Raw genomic sequence first — 15539 nt, forward strand, 5'->3', positions numbered from 1 at the left:
TTTCTTCCTATGATTTCGCGCAGGCGACCGGAGTGGACAACAATGCCGCCTCTGGTGCGCTGCTTTTCATTGAGCCATACATACACCAGCAAGAGAGGACACCGTCCATGGGAGAAGATCTTAGCCGTGTACAACAACCATTCAGTTCGGAAAGCAAAAACAGTTAACAACCGGCACATCACTGTTAAATCATAGCTTGGGGCTGGCAGAAGCCAGGGGGGAAAGCAAAAAAATCTTGTTAGACGAGCAAAAAGGGGAAGCGGATCACTTGTCAGGCGCAATTTGCGTTAAGTTTTGCAGCCTGGATTACAAAAAAGGCCGGGAAACCCCGGCCTGTCTGATTTGTCGCTGCGCTTAGTCGATCAGCAAACGCAACATGCGGCGCAGCGGTTCAGCCGCGCCCCACAGCAACTGGTCACCCACGGTGAAGGCAGAAAGGTATTCCGGCCCCATGTTCAGCTTGCGCAGTCGGCCAACTGGCGTGGTCAGCGTGCCGGTGACGGCCGCAGGCGTCAGCTCACGCATAGTGATTTCGCGGTCGTTTGGCACCACTTTCACCCACTCGTTGTGAGAAGCCAGCAGCTGTTCGATTTCGTTGAGCGGAATATCTTTTTTCAGCTTCAGGGTGAACGCCTGGCTGTGGCAGCGCAGTGCGCCGACACGCACGCACAGACCATCAACCGGGATGGGGCTGCTGGTACGCAGGATTTTGTTGGTTTCTGCCTGGCCTTTCCACTCTTCGCGCGTCTGGCCATTATCCAACTGCTTGTCGATCCACGGGATCAGGCTGCCGGCTAACGGCACGCCGAAATTGTCGGTCGGCAAAGTGCCAGAACGGGTGAAATCGGTGACGCTGCGTTCAATTTCCAAAATCGCCGAGGCCGGATCTTGCAACGATTTTGCCACGTGGTTGTGCAGCATGCCCATTTGCGTCAGCAGTTCACGCATATGGCGTGCGCCGCCGCCGGAGGCCGCCTGGTAAGTGGCGACAGACGCCCACTCCACCAGATCGTTAGCGAACAGGCCGCCGAGTGACATCAGCATCAGGCTGACGGTGCAGTTACCGCCGACGAAGGTTTTGATACCGTTGTCGAGGCCCTGACGAATCACGTTGTGGTTTACCGGATCGAGAATGATGATGGCGTCATCTTTCATGCGCAGCGTGGAGGCTGCATCAATCCAGTAACCCTGCCAGCCGCTTTCACGCAGCTTCGGATAGACTTCACTGGTGTAGTCACCGCCCTGGCAGGTGATAATAATATCCAGCGCCTTCAGCGCCTCGATATCAAAAGCATCCTGCAGCGCACCGGTCGACTTGCCGCCGAATGTCGGTGCCGCCTGACCAAGCTGAGACGTGGAGAAGAAGACCGGATTGATCACATCAAAATCACGTTCTTCACTCATGCGTGACATCAGCACAGAGCCGACCATGCCACGCCAACCAATAAAGCCTACATTCTTCATTTTCTGTCCGTCCGGGGCGTTTTCACTGTGCCCTTCGTGGTGCGAGGAAAAGACCAAGCGGAATATCCAGTTGATCTGCGTAATAATCAGGTTTACCTGCGACCTCCAACTCTACAAAATGCAGGCTTTCTGGCAAGTGAATTAATTCGATTGCGCCAACTTTTTCAGCAGTACAACTAATACTCCCCTCAGTGACTCGAGGTACGGAAAGGCGGAAATTCGGAGTCTCTCGATCGGCTACGCGAGTCAGCGTTTCGGAAGCCTGTCGTCGCCAACGCACCTCAGTTTAAAAAATGACGGGAAAAAGGGATGGCTTTTACCTATGACTGAAATGATATCTGCGACCATATTGCTGCTGTTAATTATGGACCCGCTGGGCAACCTGCCGATTTTTATGTCGGTGCTCAAGCATCTCGAACCCAAGCGCCGACGTGCGGTGCTGATACGTGAAATGCTGATCGCACTGATCATCATGCTGCTGTTCCTGTTTACCGGCGAACGTATTCTGGCGTTCCTCAATCTGCGCACCGAAACCGTCTCGATCTCTGGTGGTATCATCCTGTTCCTCATCGCCATTCGCATGATTTTCCCCTCTGGCGAAACCAGCACCAGCGGATTACCGGCGGGTGAAGAGCCGTTTCTGGTGCCGCTGGCGATTCCGCTGGTCGCAGGTCCTTCGCTGTTAGCCACGCTGATGCTGCTGTCACATCAATATCCTAATCAGATGTCACATTTGGTTGGCGCATTGCTGATTGCCTGGGGCGTTACCGTGGTCATTCTGCTGATGTCAGGACTGTTTTTACGCCTGTTGGGTGACAAAGGCGTTAACGCGCTGGAGCGGTTAATGGGATTGATTTTGATTATGCTGGCAACACAGATGTTTCTGGATGGGATTCGCGCTTATCTGAAACTGTAGCGAATAGACAGCGGGCGGCTCATTGGTCGCCCGCTCGCATTATTATTTCTGCTTCTTCTCTATCGGTTTGCCCGACCAGTAACCCGCCAGCAGTGAACCTGACAGATTGTGCCACACCGAGAACAGCGCGCCCGGCAACGCGGCCAGCGGTGAGAAGTAAAGTTTGCCCAGTGTGGCTGCCAGACCTGAGTTCTGCATACCCACTTCCAGCGCCAGCGTGCGGCAGGTAGATTCGTCAAAGCCAAACAGCTTGCCGCCCCAGTAACCGCCCAGCAGGCCGATGGCGTTATGCAGGATCACCGCCGCAATCACTACCAGGCCGACAGAACCGATAAAGCCCTGAGAACCCGCTACCACTGCGCTGATAATCAGCAGAATACAGACCATGGAAAATGCCGGCAGATAAGGCTCAACACGGCGCACCACGCTGTTCATCGAGTGGTGGATGATCAGACCCAGACCAATCGGGATAACCACGATTTTAACGATGCTGAGCAGCATGCCGATCACATCAACTTGAATGTGGGTATCGACATAGAAGCGCGTCAGTAGCGGCGTCGCGAAAACACCCACCAGCGCAGACACTGAAGAGATGGTCACGGACAGGGCCACATCGCCCTTTGCCAGATAGATCATCACGTTGGACGCGGTGCCGCTGGCCACGCTGCCTACCAAAATCATCCCAGCCGAGAGATCCGGCGGCATATGGAACAGTTTTGCCAGGCCCCAGGCGGCGAGTGGCATCACCAGATAGTGCAAAAAGGTGCCGGCGATAACCGGTGCCGGACGCGTCAGCACACGTTTGAAATCATCAATATTCAGAGTGACGCCCATGCCGAACATGATCAGCATCAGCAGATAAGTCACCCACGGCCCAATGCCGAGGAACGTCGAGGGTGAGTAATACGCCGCTACCGAGAGCAGCACGGCCCAGAGCGGGAACAGGCGGGTTAATTTGGCGAGCATGGAGAGACTTCCTTAGATATTTTTTAATTTATTTCATATGCCACAGATGAAGTGCCGCGCGGGGAACGACCACAGCGACGGACGCGGGATCATAACATTTCATTATCGTGACGTAAGGCGGGAAGTCGCTGGCAGGATAAAATGCGGATCGTCTGCGGCAAATCCGGGTAAACAGCGAAGATATCCGCTACATTTAGGGCAGTGAACGAGATATCACACGCCTGTTGCCTGTCGCAAAAATAAAAAAGCCGGACCAGGTCCGGCTTGATGGATTGCGCTAAAAAGTTGCCTTAAGAACCAAAAAGATTCTTATGCAGCGCGCGCACCACTTCTTCTGCGTCTGGCGTTGGTACCAGGAAGCACAGGTTATAGCTACTGGCTCCGTAACAGATCATGCGCAGGTTAAACGGCTCAAGGGCACCAAACACCTCTTTGCCGACGCCGCAGGCTTTCGACAGGTTATTGCCGATAATGGCCACCAGCGCCAGGTTCTCTTCCACTTCCACGCGGCACAGTGAAGAGAGCTCAGTCAGCAGTGCTTGCGTCAACAGGCTTTCACCGGTGGTCGAAGAACCGGTGGTGTCCAGCGTCAGCGCCACGCTCACTTCTGAAGTGGTGACCAGATCGACGGAGATGTTATGGCGGGCCAGAATCGCAAACACTTCGGCCAGGAAGCCGTGCGCGTGCAGCATGTTCAGGCTATGCAGCGTCATTAGCGTCTGTTTACGACGCAGCGCCAGCGCACGGAACAGCGGCGGATTCTGGGTTTCATTGCACACGCGCGTGCCACCCGCAGCCGGATCTTTGCTTGAACCCACGAACACCGGAATGTCACTGCGCACCGCAGGCAGTAAGGTCGCCGGATGCAACACTTTCGCCCCGAAAATCGCCATTTCAGCCGCTTCCTCGAAGGTGATCTCTTCGATGCGTTTCGCGGTGGGCACTACGCGTGGGTCGGTGGTGTAGATACCGGCCACGTCGGTCCAGACATCCACACGCGACGCCTGCAGGGCTTCCCCCAACAGTGCTGCGGTATAGTCGCTGCCGCCACGTCCCAGCGTGGTGGTGCGCCCTTTGCCTTCGCTACCAATAAAGCCCTGAGTAATGACCAGCGCTTCTGCAACACGTGGAGCCAGTTGCGCGGTGGACAGCTCTTTCAGCGTGGCAACATCAGGCTCAGCACGACCGAAACGGTCGCTGGTGCGCATCACTTTACGCACGTCAAACCATTCGGCATTGACCTGACGCTCACGCAGGACCTCCACAAACAGCAGGGTCGACATCAGCTCACCGTGGCTCACCAGCTCATCGGTCAGCGCATGTGATGTCGCCAGCGCAGTGGCTTCCGCCAGCATCAGGATATTTTCCAGCATGCGATCAATCTCCTGGCGAATCACTTCAGGGGATTGCAGGCGATCAATGATGGCGTATTGAATATTGCGAATTTCGTCCAGCAGGTGCGCGCGCTGCTCCAGTTCCCGGCCTTCAGCCAGAGAAACCAGCAGATTAGTCACGCCAGCAGACGCAGAGAGCACCACTAAACGGGTATTGGCATCGGAGAGCACAACATCCGCGCTGCGGTTCATGGCATCAAAATCGGCAACGCTGGTGCCGCCAAATTTCGCCACGATCAGATTTTGAGACATGTAACGAACCTCGTGTCAGATTAGCTTTCTCCCGTTGTTAAACGGAAGCGGTGATTTCAGCCTTGGCACAAGAGAAGAGCAGAATTGGACAGACAAGATCAGGAGATGAGTCACCAAAAGCACTTCACCTTGCGAAACGTCCGACTGCGGACGCTTCTGGTGACAACCCAGAGGATTCAGCCCCTGCAGCCGACAGGACAACACTCCGCGTGTTGTTCCATCTCGGCGTCGCACCCCATGATGTGTTGTCGTTGGATACGGATCCTCAAACACACTGCCTGGGCGACGCGCCTCTTCTGGCTTGCACCCAAAGGTGCAAGTCGCGGGCACAAAATACTGATTAATTCTTCCGCTGTCCAGCCTTGCAACACGTTGAAAATTCTTTTTTAGCATTACGCCAGCGCATCGCAGAACAAACGCTGGTGCTCGCACCCGCCTAAAGTAGTCAACGGCGCGCAAAAACGCGGCTTTTTGCTGATGCGGCACAGGGAATTTGTTTGCCAGAACATCGACAATCGCCGCCGGATTAACCTGAAACCTTGCGGCCACGGTCACAAATTTTTTCCCTTCGTTTGCAACTGTGGTCATACTGAAACCCGTTCGCGGTAGCGTATCAGCCACAAGAAATGCTTAGCACGCTGGGCCAGCAGGACGCGCCCGGCTGGAATGACGGTTCTTATTTCAACAAGAGTGTTGCCATGAAAAATATCAATCCGAAACAAACCGCAGCCTGGAAAGCGCTGCAGCAGCATTTTGACCAGATGAAATCGGTGCAGATCGCCGACCTGTTTAAAGATGATGCCGATCGTTTTGCGAAATTCTCTGCCACTTTCGACGATCAGATGCTGGTGGATTTCTCAAAAAACCGCATCACCCAGGAAACCCTCGATAAGTTACAGGCGCTGGCAAAAGAGACCGATCTGGCGGGCGCCATCAAATCCATGTTCTCTGGTGAGAAGATCAACCGCACCGAAGAGCGTGCCGTGCTGCACGTTGCTTTGCGTAATCGCAGCAACACGCCAATCATTGTTGATGGCAAAGATGTGATGCCAGAAGTGAACGCGGTGCTGGCGAAGATGAAAGGCTTCTCTGAGCGCATCATCAGCGGCGAGTGGAAAGGTTATACCGGCAAAGCGATCACCGACGTGGTGAACATCGGTATCGGCGGTTCGGATCTCGGTCCATTCATGGTGACGGAGGCGCTGCGCCCGTATAAAAATCACCTGAACATGCACTTTGTTTCAAACGTGGATGGCACGCACATTGCCGAAACGCTGAAAGATCTCAGCCCGGAAACTACCCTGTTCCTCGTGGCGTCTAAAACCTTCACCACGCAGGAGACCATGACCAACGCCCACAGCGCGCGCGACTGGTTCCTGAAAACCGCGGGCGATCAGCAGCATGTCGCCAAACACTTTGCTGCGCTGTCGACCAACGGTAAAGCGGTGGGCGAGTTCGGTATCGATACCGACAACATGTTTGAGTTCTGGGACTGGGTCGGCGGTCGCTATTCACTGTGGTCAGCGATTGGCTTGTCGATCATCCTGTCAGTGGGCTTCGAGAACTTCGAACAGCTGCTGAGCGGCGCGCATGCTATGGACAACCACTTTGCCAACACACCAGCCGAACAGAACCTGCCAGTGCTGCTGGCACTGATTGGTATCTGGTACAACAACTTCTTTGGTGCCGAAACCGAAGCCATCTTGCCTTACGACCAGTACATGCACCGCTTCGCGGCGTACTTCCAGCAGGGCAACATGGAGTCCAACGGTAAGTACGTGGATCGCGAAGGCAATCCGGTGGATTACCAGACCGGCCCAATTATTTGGGGCGAGCCAGGCACCAACGGCCAGCATGCGTTTTATCAGCTGATTCATCAGGGCACCAAACTGATCCCTTGCGACTTTATCGCCCCGGCGCAGACCCACAACGCACTGACCGATCACCATCCGAAACTGCTGTCGAACTTCTTCGCGCAGACCGAAGCACTGGCGTTTGGTAAATCTCGTGATGTGGTTGAGAAAGAGTTTACCGATGCCGGTAAATCCGTTGAGTCTGTTGCTCACATCGTGCCGTTCAAGGTGTTCGAAGGTAACCGCCCAACCAACTCCATCCTGCTGCGTGAAATCACCCCGTTCAGCCTGGGTGCACTGATTGCGCTGTACGAACACAAGATCTTCACTCAGGGCGCGATTCTTAACATCTTCACCTTTGACCAATGGGGTGTTGAATTGGGCAAACAGCTGGCAAACCGTATTCTGCCAGAGCTGGAAAATGCAGCGCAGATTAACAGCCATGACAGTTCCACTAATGGCTTAATTAACCGCTACAAATCCTGGCGTTAATTTTCCTGCCGATACGAATAAGGCGGCTTCATTGCCGCCTTATTTTTGTCAAACATGCGGTTATCCTCCTAAATTTGATACTGAGTGGCCCCATCGCGGTTAGATAATTCTTAAAATGGTCTAAGGAAAATCGGAAGTTGCCGTTCAACAACGACAGTTCATTGATCAAAAAATGGATCTAAATAAGCCGCTTATAATATGTATCTGATTGATTAAACAGTTATTAAAATTAAACCCTGTTCAGGAAATTCTGATTATTCCTATTCCGTACCATTTTTTTAATGAAAAAGTGAAAAATCCTGCCGCATCAATCTCAGCCACTCAAATATTCCACCCTCGTAAAAATCTTCATTAAAAAAAAGCAGCTATCGCCAATTCGCCGTATTTATCACCAGAATAACCTCTGATTTTCACCCTCTTTTACTGGCGATGAACTCTGGTAATTTGTTGCCCTATACTGAACGCGCCCGAAATTAGGGTACATCCTTCATTCATTTGTTTCTAAAAATGCAGGAAACGTTGTTATGAAAAAACTGATGGTTGCCGGCGCAGCCTTACTTTACGTTGCCGTTTCTTCCGCTGCGATTGCCGCACCGGAAGAAGCTGGTGCTGCAGCAGGTGCGCAGGCGGGAGCAATCTCGACCGGTGCCACTACCGCTGTAGGTATCGGCGCACTGGGCGCGTTAGTCGGTCTCGGCATCGCTGCTGCTGGCGGTGGCGACGGCGCAAATACCGGCACAACAACGACCACCACAACGAGCACCACGCGTTGATGTAGCACCTTTAAACATAACCACACAGCCGTGTGGTTATTTTTTGCCTGGTTTTATTTTTTGACAGGGATATACACAGTGCACCGACTCTCCTTGCTGCTTTTCTGCCTGCTGCTGCAGGCCTGCACACAAACGCAAAAAGGCCTGGAACAAACCGTGATGCTGGCCGTGAACGGTCCGGATGATGTCACCGTCACCGATGAGCAGGTCGCCAGTCTCCCTTACGCCAGCCTGTATGCGCGAATCAATGAAGGACCACGCATTTTTGTGGTGCTCGGTTACGACGAAAACGGCCAACAGAAATGGATCACTCAGGATAAGGCGATGCTGGTGATGCAGCATGGCAGGCTGGTCAAAACGCTGGGGCTGACCAGCAATCTTGATGAGGTCAGCAATCTGGCGCAGGATCCGCTCGCCGATGCGCTGCATCTGCAAAACAATGCCAGCTGGACCCGCGTGGTGCAGTGGCGTGAGAAAGAGAAAGTGCGCGCTGCCACCGCCATTTCCACCTTTCAGCGCGGCGATGACACCGTGCTGAACATCGCTGGTGAGCGCGTGCCCTGCCGTGTCTGGATCGAGACCGTGCGAATGGATGATGTCGGCGCAGAATGGCAAAACACCTTCTGGATCGATAACCGTGATGGCAGCGTTTTGCAGGCAAATCAAATGCTCGCCGCAGATGCCTTCCCTGTTGAAACCACTATTCTGAAGCCGGCGAAATCATGAAAATAATCTCCCCTCTGTTAACGGCCATCGCGCTGCTGACGGCCGGTTATGCGCTGGCAGATAGTCAGGTCACGGTGCATGACCTGCACAGCCAAAACAGCCTGCAGATCGATCATGCACAGAATCTGGCGCAGCTGGTCACCAACCCGGCAATACACACCTGGTGGCCCGGCACGGTGATCGCTGAACGTGGCGCTACGGCGGTGGCACAGCAACAACAGAAACAGCTGCTGGCTGATTTACGCACCTGGCAGGCTGACAGCGGCGATACGCTGGCAGCGACCATTGGCGCGGTGATCCACCAGCTCAGCGCGATACAGGTCACCGGGCGCCAGTTCACTGCGCTCGATCCTGATTGGGTGCGCCTGCGTCCAGAAGCCAATCGCACGCTGCAGGGCAGCTACGACCTCTACACGCTGCCGCAACCGAATCAGGTGCTGATACTCGGCGCGCTGGAACATCCCGGCAAAGCAAGCTGGCAACCCGGTCGTACCGTGCGTGATTACCTTGATACGCACGATCGCCTGTCAGGAGCCGAGCGCAGTTTCGCAACGGTGATCTCGCCTTCCGGTCAGATGCAGCAGGTGCCGGTCGCCTACTGGAATCAACGTCACGTGGAAGTGGCACCCGGCAGCATCATCTGGCTGGGCTTTACCTCGTGGAGCCTGCCCTGGGGCAAAGCTGATTTGAATGCGCGCATGCTTTCTGTTCTGACACACCGGATTCCAGACTGATGAAAAAACAATTACTTCTCAGCCTGTTGGCTGCTTCTGTCTCTGCGGCATGCCAGGTGCACGCGGAAACCTGGCCGGAACCCATCGGGCCATCACAATCGGATTTCGGCGGCGTGGGTTTGATGCAGACCCCCACGGCACGTATGGCGAAAGAGGGCGAATTCAGCCTGAACTTCCGCGATAACGATCAATATCGCTACTACTCTGCTTCGCTGCAGCTGTTCCCATGGCTGGAAACCACCGTGCGTTACACTGACGTGCGCACGCGTCGCTATAGCGCAGTTGAAGGCTTCAGTGGCGATCAAAGTTATAAAGACAAAGCCTTCGATGTGAAACTGCGTCTGTGGCAGGAGAGCTACTGGCTGCCTGAAGTGGCAGTCGGATCGCGTGATTTGGGCGGTACCGGCCTGTTTGACAGTGAATATCTGGTGGCAACCAAAGCCTGGGGACCGTTTGATTTCACCATGGGCATCGGCTGGGGCTATCTCGGTAACAGCGGCAGCATCAAAAACCCGTTCTGCTCCTATAGCGACAGCTTCTGTAGCCGCACCGGCGGTGGCTCAGCGGGTTCTATCAATGGTTCCCAGATGTTCCACGGCCCGGCAGCGTTGTTTGGCGGCGTGGAGTATCAAACCCCCTGGCAGCCGCTACGCCTGAAGCTGGAATATGAAGGTAATGACTATCAGGATGACTTTGCCGGACGTCTGGAACAGCGCAGCAAGGTCAACGTTGGAGCGATTTATCGCCTGACGGATTGGGCCGATATCAACGCCAGCTATGAGCGTGGCAACACCTTTATGTTTGGCGTGACCGTGCGCACTAACTTCAACGATCTGCGCCAGTCGCACATTGATAGTGCCAAACCGGCTTACCATCCGCAGCCGCAGGGCGATCTGTTGCAACCGACGGTGGTAGCCAACCAGCTGACCGATCTGAAGTACAACGCCGGATTAAGCGGTCCGCGCATCCAGACCAAAGGCAGTACGCTGTATGTCTCTGGCGAACAGACGAAATATCGCGATACGCGCGAAGGCGTCGATCGTGCCAATCGCATCATCATGAACAACCTGCCGGCCGGCATTGATACCATAGATGTCACCGAGTCGCGTCTCAATATGCCGCAGGTGACCACTCGCACCGACGTTGCCAGCCTGCATAACGAACTCAGCGGTTACCCGCTGGGTCATGAGCAGCCGCTGCAGCAGACGCGTGAGAATCCGGTCGATCCAGGCGAGACTGAACAAGGCTTCTTTATCCGCAAAGATCGCCTTCACTACAATCTGGCACCGGTGCTCAATCAGTCGGTTGGTGGGCCTGAAAGCTTCTACATGTACCAACTGGGCGTGATGGGCAGCGTTGATTACGCACTGACTGATCACCTGCTGGTTAGCGGCAGCCTGTTTGGTAACCTCGCCAATAACTACGACAAATTTAACTACAATGGCGCGCCGGCTGACTCCACCCTGCCGCGCGTGCGAACCCATATTCGCGACTACGTCGAGAACAATGTTTACGTTAATGACCTGCAAGCCAACTACATGGGGTATCTCGGCAATGGCTTCTATGGCCAGGTGTACGGCGGTTATCTCGAAACCATGTACGGCGGCGTGGGTGGTGAAGTGTTGTATCGTCCGATAGACAGCAACTGGGCTTTTGGTGTTGATGCCAACTACGTGAAACAACGTGACTGGGACAACATGATGCAGTTCACCGACTACAAAGCCCCAACCGGACACTTCACCGCGTACTGGCGCCCATGGTTCATGCAGGATGTGCTGGTGAAAGCCAGCGTCGGTGAATATCTGGCGAAAGATAAAGGTGTGACGGTTGATGTGTCGAAGCGCTTCGACAGCGGTGTGATGGTCGGCTTCTACGCCACCAAAACCAACGTGTCCGCCGAGGCCTATGGCGAAGGCGACTTCACCAAAGGCTTCTATATCTCGATTCCAATGGATCTGTTTACCGTGACGCCAACTCGTGGGCGTGCGCAGGTGAATTGGGTGCCGCTAACGCGTGATGGCGGACAGATGCTGGGGCGTAAATATCAGCTGTATGACATGACCTCAGATCGTGATGCGCGGTTTAATTAACGACAAGTGTGGTAGGTTGAAAAGGCGTTGACCTCCAGGTGCTCACCTGGAGGTCTCGGGGCCTTGCCTGATTGGGCCCCGACTGCATGCTCTGCGTGTCCTTTTACGCCATCAGCCCATCAATCCGCGTCATAACCCAGATTCGGTGCCAGCCAGCGCTCAACCTCGCTGACACTCATCCCTTTACGCGCCGCATAATCTTCCACCTGATCGCGCTGTATCTGCGCCACAGCGAAGTATTTGCTGTCCGGATGGCTGAAATACCAGCCGGATACTGCCGCGCCCGGCCACATAGCAAAGGACTCCGTGAGCTTCATGCCAGTGTGCGTCTCCACATCCAGCAACTGCCAGATTTGCGCTTTCTCCGTGTGTTCCGGACAGGCCGGATAGCCCGGAGCAGGACGAATGCCCTGATAATTTTCGCGAATCAACTCTTCGTTGCTCAGGTTCTCATGGGCGGCAAAGCCCCAAATCACCTTACGTACCCGCTCATGCAGATATTCGGCAAAAGCTTCTGCCAGACGGTCTGCCAGCGCCTTAACCATGATCTTATTGTAATCATCATGCTGCTGCTCATACGCTTCGGCCAGCGCATCCTCTTCCAGCCCACCGGTCACCGCAAAAGCGCCGAGATAATCGGCTTTACCGCTGGATTTCGGTGCAACAAAGTCAGCTAAGCAGTAGTTGGCGAAATCAGTCTTCTCGGTCTGCTGACGTAAGTGATGGCTCACACCTATCACCTGATCGCGGTTTTCATCACGGTAGACTTCGATATCGTCTCCGACGCGGTTTGCCGGGAAAATCCCTACTACGCCACGCGGATTGAGGGTGCCGGTTTCACTGAGCCTGTCCAATATAGCGTTGGCATCGGCAAACAGGCGTTTAGCCTCTTCACCCACCACTTCATCTTCGAGAATGCGTGGGTATTTCCCCGCCAGCGACCAGGTCATAAAGAACGGCGTCCAGTCGATGTAGTGACGCAGCGTGTCGATACTGGCTTCAACCGCGCTGACCCCAAGGCGATGCGCGACTGGCGGCGTGTAGCTTTCCCAGTCGATGGCATAATCGTTGTCGCGTGCGGTTTGCAGGCTGACCGGCGGCGTACGTGGCTTTTTACGTGCGTGCTGAATGCGCACCGTGTCGTATTCTTTGCGCGTGCGTGCCACAAACTCCTCTTTGAGGCTTTCGGAGAGCAGTGAAGAGACAACACCCACGGTACGCGAGGCGTTTTGCACATACACCGTTGGACCACTGTAGTTCTGCTCGATCTTCACCGCCGTATGCGCTTTCGACGTGGTCGCACCGCCAATCAGTAACGGGATGGTGAAGCCCTGACGCTCCATCTCTTTCGCCACGTTGACCATTTCATCCAGTGATGGCGTAATCAGCCCAGAAAGCCCAATGATATCGGCATTTTCAGCCATGGCGGTTTTCAGGATTTTGTCACCTGGCACCATCACGCCAAGATCGATAATTTCGTAGTTATTACACTGCAAAACCACGCCGACGATGTTTTTGCCGATGTCATGCACATCGCCCTTCACCGTCGCCAGCACGATTTTACCGTTGCTGCGCCCGGCTTCTTTGCTGGCTTCAATATAAGGTTCGAGATAGGCCACCGCTTGCTTCATCACGCGCGCCGATTTCACCACCTGCGGCAGGAACATTTTGCCCTCGCCGAACAAATCGCCGACCACGTTCATGCCGGACATCAGCGGCCCTTCAATCACCTCAATGGGCCGTGCGGCAGCCTGACGCGCCTCCTCGGTGTCCAGCTCGATAAATTCAGTGATGCCTTTTACCAGCGAGTATTCCAGACGCTTGACCACGTCCCAGCTACGCCATTCGGCCTGCTGCTTCTCCTGCTCACCGTCGCTCTTGCTAACGCGATATTTCTCCGCCAGCTCCAGCAAACGCTCAGTGCCATCGTCGCGGCGGTTCAGCACCACATCTTCCACCGCTTCGCGCAGTTCTGCGGGCAAATCATCATAAATCGCCAGCTGCCCGGCGTTGACGATGCCCATATCCATCCCGTTGCGAATCGCGTAATAGAGGAACACCGCATGAATCGCCTCACGCACCGGATCGTTACCGCGGAAAGAGAACGACACGTTAGAGACGCCGCCGGAGATCATCGCATGCGGCAGTTCGCGTTTGATGTCTTCACAGGCACCAATAAAGTCCATCGCATAGTTATTATGCTCTTCAATACCGGTGGCGACTGCGAAGATATTTGGGTCGAAAATAATGTCTTCTGGCGGGAAACCGACCTCTTCCGTCAGGATCTTGTAGGCGCGATGACAGATTTCGATTTTGCGTGCGCGGGTATCCGCCTGGCCGACTTCGTCAAACGCCATCACCACCATAGCGGCACCGTAGCGTCGCACTTTGCGCGCGTGTTCGATAAACGGCTCAACGCCCTCTTTCATCGAAATGGAGTTAACGATGCCTTTGCCCTGAATGCACTGCAGCCCTTTCTCGATCACCTCCCACTTGGAGGAGTCGATCATAATCGGTACGCGTGCGATATCGGGTTCACCGGCAATCAGGTTGAGGAAGCGCACCATCGCAGCTTCCGCATCCAGCATGCCTTCGTCCATGTTGATATCGATAATTTGCGCGCCACTTTCCACCTGCTGACGCGCCACATCCAGCGCTTCGTTATATTTCTCTTCTTTAATCAGACGCTTAAATTTGGCCGAACCGGTGACGTTGGTGCGTTCGCCGACGTTCACAAACAGTGAATCAGCGTGAATATTCAGGGGTTCCAGACCGGACAGACGGCAGGCAACGGGGATCTCAGGCAACTGACGGGGTGCAACGCCCTCAACCGCCGCCGCCATCGCCGCGATATGCTCCGGCGTGGTACCGCAGCAGCCGCCGATGATATTGAGAAAGCCAGCTCGCGCCCATTCGCCGATCTGTTCAGCCATGGTTGCCGCATCTAAATCATATTCACCAAACGCATTCGGCAATCCGGCGTTAGGGTGGGCAGTGACATAGCCTTCCGCAATACGGGATAGCTCCTGCACATACTGACGCAACTCGTCCGGGCCCAGCGCACAGTTGAGGCCGAACGACAGCGGCTCGGCGTGACGCAGTGAGTTGTAGAAACCTTCGGTGGTTTGCCCGGAGAGCGTGCGACCCGAGGCATCGGTGATGGTTCCGGAGATCATCACCGGCAGCTTCACGCCCATCGCTTCCATCTCGACCTGCACAGCGTAAATCGCCGCCTTGGCATTCAGAGTATCGAACACCGTTTCGATCATAATCAGGTCGGAGCCACCCGCAATCAGGGCATGCGTTGATTCGCAATAGGCTTCCACCAGCTGATTAAAGGTGACGTTACGGAAGGCAGGATCGTTCACATCGGGCGAAATGGAGCAGGTGCGGTTGGTGGGACCGAGCACGCCCGCAACATAGCGCGGTCGGTCCGGTGTTTTCACCGTCCATGCATCCGCACTGGCACGCGCCAGTTTTGCCGCTTCAAAGTTAATCTCCGCTGACAAAGCTTCCATCGCGTAATCGGCCATCGCAATGGTGGTGGAGTTGAAGGTGTTGGTTTCCAGAATATCTGCGCCAGCGGCGAGATAAGCATCATGAATTTCGCGAATAACGTCCGGTTTGGTGAGCACTAACAGATCGTTATTGCCTTTTAAATCAGAGGGCCAGTCGGCAAAACGGCTGCCCCGGAAATCTGCTTCACTCAGTTTATAACTCTGGATCATGGTGCCCATGCCACCATCCAAAATCATAATGCGCTGTGCCAGCTGCTGATGCAGCATTTCGGTTTTGTTGCTCACTCTCGCCCCGTCCACGTCATTGCATTGGCTAATATGCCAGCCAAACATACTGGCATAACTTTCCGGCGAGCAAAAG

General features: G+C 54.7%; 10 protein-coding genes and 1 riboswitch. Of the genes, 6 read left to right on the forward strand and 4 right to left on the reverse strand.

All coding sequences use genetic code 11. From position 1 onward, the window contains the following. Nucleotides 1-354: 354 nt before the first annotated feature. The gene (gene asd / locus LH22_RS00965) at nucleotides 355-1464 is read right to left on the reverse strand and encodes an aspartate-semialdehyde dehydrogenase (RefSeq protein ID WP_038643710.1); all 1110 of its coding nucleotides are present in this window, start codon (nucleotides 1462-1464) and stop codon (nucleotides 355-357) included. 322 nt (nucleotides 1465-1786) lie between these two features. Here asd and LH22_RS00970 point away from each other — a divergent pair, with 322 nt between their 5' ends. Continuing rightward, nucleotides 1787-2380 carry a YhgN family NAAT transporter gene (locus LH22_RS00970; RefSeq protein WP_034827091.1) on the forward strand — a complete coding sequence of 198 codons (594 nt, stop codon included), beginning with the start codon at nucleotides 1787-1789 and terminating at the stop codon, nucleotides 2378-2380. A 42-nt stretch (nucleotides 2381-2422) separates the two neighbouring features. Here the strand turns inward: LH22_RS00970 and panS are convergent, their stop codons facing one another. Together panS and lysC are read right to left on the reverse strand one after the other, a co-directional pair. Beyond that, a complete protein-coding gene (gene panS / locus LH22_RS00975; protein ID WP_038643713.1) occupies nucleotides 2423-3346 on the reverse strand; it encodes a ketopantoate/pantoate/pantothenate transporter PanS in 924 nt (307 codons plus the stop codon). Between the two features lie 290 nt (nucleotides 3347-3636). After that, entirely contained in the window at nucleotides 3637-4992 is a 1356-nt protein-coding gene (lysC, locus tag LH22_RS00980; RefSeq protein ID WP_038643715.1) for a lysine-sensitive aspartokinase 3, read from the reverse strand. Between the two features lie 109 nt (nucleotides 4993-5101). Next, nucleotides 5102-5296, reverse strand: a riboswitch (Lysine riboswitch). A 394-nt stretch (nucleotides 5297-5690) separates the two neighbouring features. Between lysC and pgi the strand changes: the two genes are divergently transcribed. From pgi to LH22_RS01005, 5 genes are all read left to right on the forward strand, one after another. Further along, a complete protein-coding gene (gene pgi, locus LH22_RS00985; protein WP_038649725.1) occupies nucleotides 5691-7337 on the forward strand; it encodes a glucose-6-phosphate isomerase in 1647 nt (548 codons plus the stop codon). 524 nt (nucleotides 7338-7861) lie between these two features. Continuing rightward, nucleotides 7862-8110 carry an exopolysaccharide production protein YjbE gene (yjbE, locus tag LH22_RS00990; RefSeq protein ID WP_034827112.1) on the forward strand — a complete coding sequence of 83 codons (249 nt, stop codon included), beginning with the start codon at nucleotides 7862-7864 and terminating at the stop codon, nucleotides 8108-8110. Between the two features lie 78 nt (nucleotides 8111-8188). Then, nucleotides 8189-8836 carry a YjbF family lipoprotein gene (locus tag LH22_RS00995; protein ID WP_038643717.1) on the forward strand — a complete coding sequence of 216 codons (648 nt, stop codon included), beginning with the start codon at nucleotides 8189-8191 and terminating at the stop codon, nucleotides 8834-8836. Further along, nucleotides 8833-9570 carry a capsule biosynthesis GfcC family protein gene (locus LH22_RS01000; protein ID WP_038643719.1) on the forward strand — a complete coding sequence of 246 codons (738 nt, stop codon included), beginning with the start codon at nucleotides 8833-8835 and terminating at the stop codon, nucleotides 9568-9570. Before LH22_RS00995 ends, LH22_RS01000 begins: the two co-directional genes overlap by 4 nt. Then, nucleotides 9570-11660: a YjbH domain-containing protein gene (locus LH22_RS01005; RefSeq protein ID WP_038643721.1), complete on the forward strand. Its 2091-nt coding sequence runs from the start codon at nucleotides 9570-9572 to the stop codon at nucleotides 11658-11660. The genes LH22_RS01000 and LH22_RS01005 overlap by 1 nt, the downstream gene beginning before the upstream one ends. Nucleotides 11661-11779: 119 nt before the next feature. Here the strand turns inward: LH22_RS01005 and metH are convergent, their stop codons facing one another. Then, a complete protein-coding gene (metH, locus tag LH22_RS01010) occupies nucleotides 11780-15463 on the reverse strand; it encodes a methionine synthase (protein WP_038649728.1) in 3684 nt (1227 codons plus the stop codon). Nucleotides 15464-15539: the final 76 nt, after the last annotated feature.

The organism is Pantoea rwandensis (assembly GCF_000759475.1).
GTDB classification, from domain to species: domain Bacteria; phylum Pseudomonadota; class Gammaproteobacteria; order Enterobacterales; family Enterobacteriaceae; genus Pantoea; species Pantoea rwandensis_B.

Excerpts from the sequence above, each read along its gene's own strand:
- asd (WP_038643710.1), bottom strand. The coding sequence starts at position 1,464 with ATGAAGAATGTAGGCTTTATTGGTTGGCGTGGCATGGTCGGCTCTGTG.
- LH22_RS00970 (WP_034827091.1), top strand. The coding sequence starts at position 1,787 with ATGACTGAAATGATATCTGCGACCATATTGCTGCTGTTAATTATGGAC.
- panS (WP_038643713.1), bottom strand. The coding sequence starts at position 3,346 with ATGCTCGCCAAATTAACCCGCCTGTTCCCGCTCTGGGCCGTGCTGCTC.
- lysC (WP_038643715.1), bottom strand. The coding sequence starts at position 4,992 with ATGTCTCAAAATCTGATCGTGGCGAAATTTGGCGGCACCAGCGTTGCC.
- pgi (WP_038649725.1), top strand. The coding sequence starts at position 5,691 with ATGAAAAATATCAATCCGAAACAAACCGCAGCCTGGAAAGCGCTGCAG.
- yjbE (WP_034827112.1), top strand. The coding sequence starts at position 7,862 with ATGAAAAAACTGATGGTTGCCGGCGCAGCCTTACTTTACGTTGCCGTT.
- LH22_RS01000 (WP_038643719.1), top strand. The coding sequence starts at position 8,833 with ATGAAAATAATCTCCCCTCTGTTAACGGCCATCGCGCTGCTGACGGCC.
- LH22_RS01005 (WP_038643721.1), top strand. The coding sequence starts at position 9,570 with ATGAAAAAACAATTACTTCTCAGCCTGTTGGCTGCTTCTGTCTCTGCG.